Here is a 3,152-nt window from a genome sequence, read left to right as displayed (position 1 = left end):
ACACAACCAGTTGCCAAAACTTCTTCTCGGTGTGACATTCAACGACGGGATCGAGGTCATCGCCAAGCCGACCGACCTTCAGCCCGCAACCGCCGCCGCCTGACCGGCCCGGTCGTCACCAAAAATTGGCGATAGCTCGTTCCGAGGTAAGCGCCAGACTTGGGCTGGGGGCTGAGGGTCAGGCGCCTACAACAACAAATCAGACACGCAGATCTTCCGCGCTGCTCTTACCCCGCTTCGGGTCGACTTTAACCTCGTAAGAGACTGTCTGCCCTTCGCGCAGGTCCGAGAGGCCAGCGCGCTCGACGGCGCTTATGTGCACAAAAACATCTTGGCCACCCTCATCGGGCTGAATAAAGCCGAAACCTTTGGTCGCGTTGAACCATTTTACAATACCCGTCGCCACGTCCGTCTCCCATTAAAGCAATACTGTAGAGTAGTTGCGGTCAGACCACCCGGGCAACAAGGCTCATCGGCCACCATTTTGCCGACATGCAGCGGCCTCGCAACTACCAAAAGGGGGCGCTGGACGCGCGTACCGCACCAAGTTAGCCTCGTCCGATGACCGTTCGGGGAAACACACAAGATGGACTGGAAGAAGGAACTAGAGGCGCTGCTTCAACAATCCGCGGCAATTGTCGACGCGCAGGAACATTAGCGCCTATTCCAAAGCCGACAGCGCCGATTGCAAACGCTCCCCAACGGGCTTCCCCGCCCGATCCTCCCCGGCCGTTGAGCTGGGACAGCTCCGAGCGAGAGCACATCAGCAAACGAGTTGCGAATTTTAAAGCGCATATCGTCCATCCGTACAGCAACGTCCCTCCTTCACCCGCAACCTTTGCGGAAACGTTGCTAAAACACTCGCTCACAAGGGCGCCGGGCTCAGGTAAGATCGAGACCCAGACAAGCTGTCGGTCCGTGCCGAGTTCGCGGCAAAGGGCCAGGATGGGTGCGGAGATTGCCTGTGGCGAGGCGGTAAAGGTCTTCTGAAAGATCTCGGTTCGTATCGCCGGCATGGACCTCTCAGTCCCATTTTGGGCCAATTGAGGATTATCTTCGTAGCGGGATGTCGATATAAAGCATTGATTTAGCTTGGAGATGCTTCAGGTGGGAGATTAGGTTCCTTATCCAGGCAGGCCTGCTGGCGGGACTATGGGAACTGCTGTTTGAACGGACAGGGAACATACTCCGTCCAAGAGGATTGGTGAGTAGCTGGATTTTTAAGGGTAGATGCCCTATTTTCCGGCGAGGTAGGCACTGGTCGAGAGCCATGAGCGTCCGAATCAACCGGGAATACGTAAACGACACCGCGAAGCTGATCATGCATCGGCTTATTGCGCGGCAGATCGGTCGCGACCCGTCGCTGGTCGAAAGGGCGAAGGATTCTTTGGCCCATAACTCGCAGCGTTTCGAAGGCTACACTTTCGTTCGCGAGTGGTCGGACATGCTTGGCTTTCCTCCATCTACGGTACGCCGCCGTTTGACGAGCCGCGACGAAGAGATGACGCGTCTGCGTCTATCCTCGCCTTTCGTTTTGGCGGAAGGTATCAACTTCGAGGATGACACTCTGCGCCGTCGCATCTGGAAGGCGGCGAAGCGGATTGCAGAGAGATCTGCGATCCATCAAACCGCGGCACTTCCGCGGATGGCGGCGTGACGCAAAACTCGTTTGTTCGAACTATTGAAGACCTTGTCGAGACAGTCAGGGTGATTGCCCGGCTGTTTAAAACCGACAAGGTCTTCATCATTGGAAGCCAAAGCATCTTACTTTCGTGGCCCGACGCTCCGGTCGTCCTACGCACCTCTGGCGAAATCGACGCTTATCCTGAGAACGCGAAGATATGGGAAATTCAGCAGAAGGAGCTCGATCCTGAAGACGATCCGGAGGCTTCAGAAGAGATAAATGCTCTCTACGGCGAGGGCTCAAAATTCCATCGCGATCACGGCTTCTATATCGACGGTGTCGACGAGAATACCGCGCGGCTGCCTGGCGATTGGAATAAGCGCGCCATCACCAAAACGGTGGACGTTGACGACAGGAAGGTTCTGGCTGTGGCGCCATGTCCCGAAGACATTATCGTATCCAAGCTCGCTCGCCTGTCGGAAAAGGACAAGGAGTTCGTGGACGGCTACCACAAGGCGCGGCCATTCAATCGTGATCTCATCGTTGACCGTATCAAGGCCACAAAGCTGGAGGCCGAACTTCAGGAGCGAGCTATCAGCTTCGTGCGCGGCCTTCCGGACGAGCCCAAAGCAGACGCTGCAGCAAGCAAGCCGCCAGCATTCTAGCAGCCACCGCTACGATTTGTTTGGAGGGCTTCGTCCACACGTCGACCGCAATGGTTTCTGTCGGCTGCAGCGGCGGTGAGCCTCCGGACCAGCCCCGCTTTCCGCCGGAAGTGGTGCCGCGAGCTGCACGCCCGTAATCAAACTGATTTTGACTGTCATTCGGCCCTTTAATTGCGGTTTGTTGTCAAGCTTACATTTCTGAACTCGCCCACGGACGGTGGTAGTGCTCGCGCCGTCGGAGCTAGTCCGGTTCGGAGAAGGCGGTCGCCGCATCGTGATATCTTGCCATTGATATCAGTTGCGTCGAGGCTAAGACCCAGATGGGCGCCGACGCTTGATGCCGATCGGAAGCGCGATGGGTCGTCGATCGTATGGCGGTAAGGCCAAGGCGGAAACCACGCCGACCAGGAACCGTCATCAGTCGGCGCGTCGTCTATCCGACTTCGCCAACTGGCGGACTTCGTCGTCGAACGTGCGCCAGCCAGACGAGCGAAAGTGGGTGGTGCCGTTCCATGGCGTTCATTGAATGTTCGGCGCGGACCAATTCCCTTTGAGATAGATCAAGGCCAGGCACGAAACGAAAACAGGCCACTCTCAGCTTCAAGCCAAGCACTGAGGTCGGAAACAGGCCAGTACCCAAGCTCGCCAGAGAACATGACCTGCGGAAGTGCGATTTGGGCATATCACAACATGGATTAGAAAGGGGCCACAGACGTACGTCGTTATTCCTAGAAAAGGTCCAGAGGGATCTACAGGGGCTCGGCTGCGGTCGGCAGCGCCTCCCGGGCGCGCCCATGCTGATCTTTCCCGCCATACGCCGCTGAACCACTTTGATGGCACCGCCCCTATCACCACCGAGAACT

Annotated in this window: 3 protein-coding genes and 1 pseudogene; 2 read left to right on the top strand and 2 right to left on the bottom strand. The window is 57.1% G+C overall.

The features are described from left to right. Window positions 1-199 precede the first annotated feature (199 nt). Window positions 200-406 carry a cold-shock protein gene (locus AC0L21_RS37795; RefSeq protein WP_473256542.1) on the bottom strand — a complete coding sequence of 69 codons (207 nt, stop codon included), beginning with the start codon at window positions 404-406 and terminating at the stop codon, window positions 200-202. 864 nt (window positions 407-1,270) lie between these two features. Here AC0L21_RS37795 and AC0L21_RS37790 point away from each other — a divergent pair. Then, window positions 1,271-1,657, top strand: a complete 387-nt coding sequence (locus tag AC0L21_RS37790) for a hypothetical protein (RefSeq protein ID WP_225130090.1) — start codon at window positions 1,271-1,273, stop codon at window positions 1,655-1,657. Next, the gene (locus AC0L21_RS37785) at window positions 1,654-2,289 is read left to right on the top strand and encodes a DUF6036 family nucleotidyltransferase (protein WP_473256544.1); all 636 of its coding nucleotides are present in this window, start codon (window positions 1,654-1,656) and stop codon (window positions 2,287-2,289) included. The genes AC0L21_RS37790 and AC0L21_RS37785 overlap by 4 nt, the downstream gene beginning before the upstream one ends. 221 nt (window positions 2,290-2,510) lie before the next feature. On the opposite strand, the pseudogene AC0L21_RS37780 reads toward AC0L21_RS37785, so the two are convergent. Then, a pseudogene (locus AC0L21_RS37780) lies at window positions 2,511-2,760 on the bottom strand (transposase); the annotation flags it as partial. Window positions 2,761-3,152 lie beyond the last annotated feature (392 nt).

The sequence above is a fragment of the Bradyrhizobium sp. WSM4873 genome (assembly GCF_055811355.1).
Note: the sequence above shows the minus strand (reverse complement) of the source record. Positions and strands in the feature narration are given on the sequence as shown.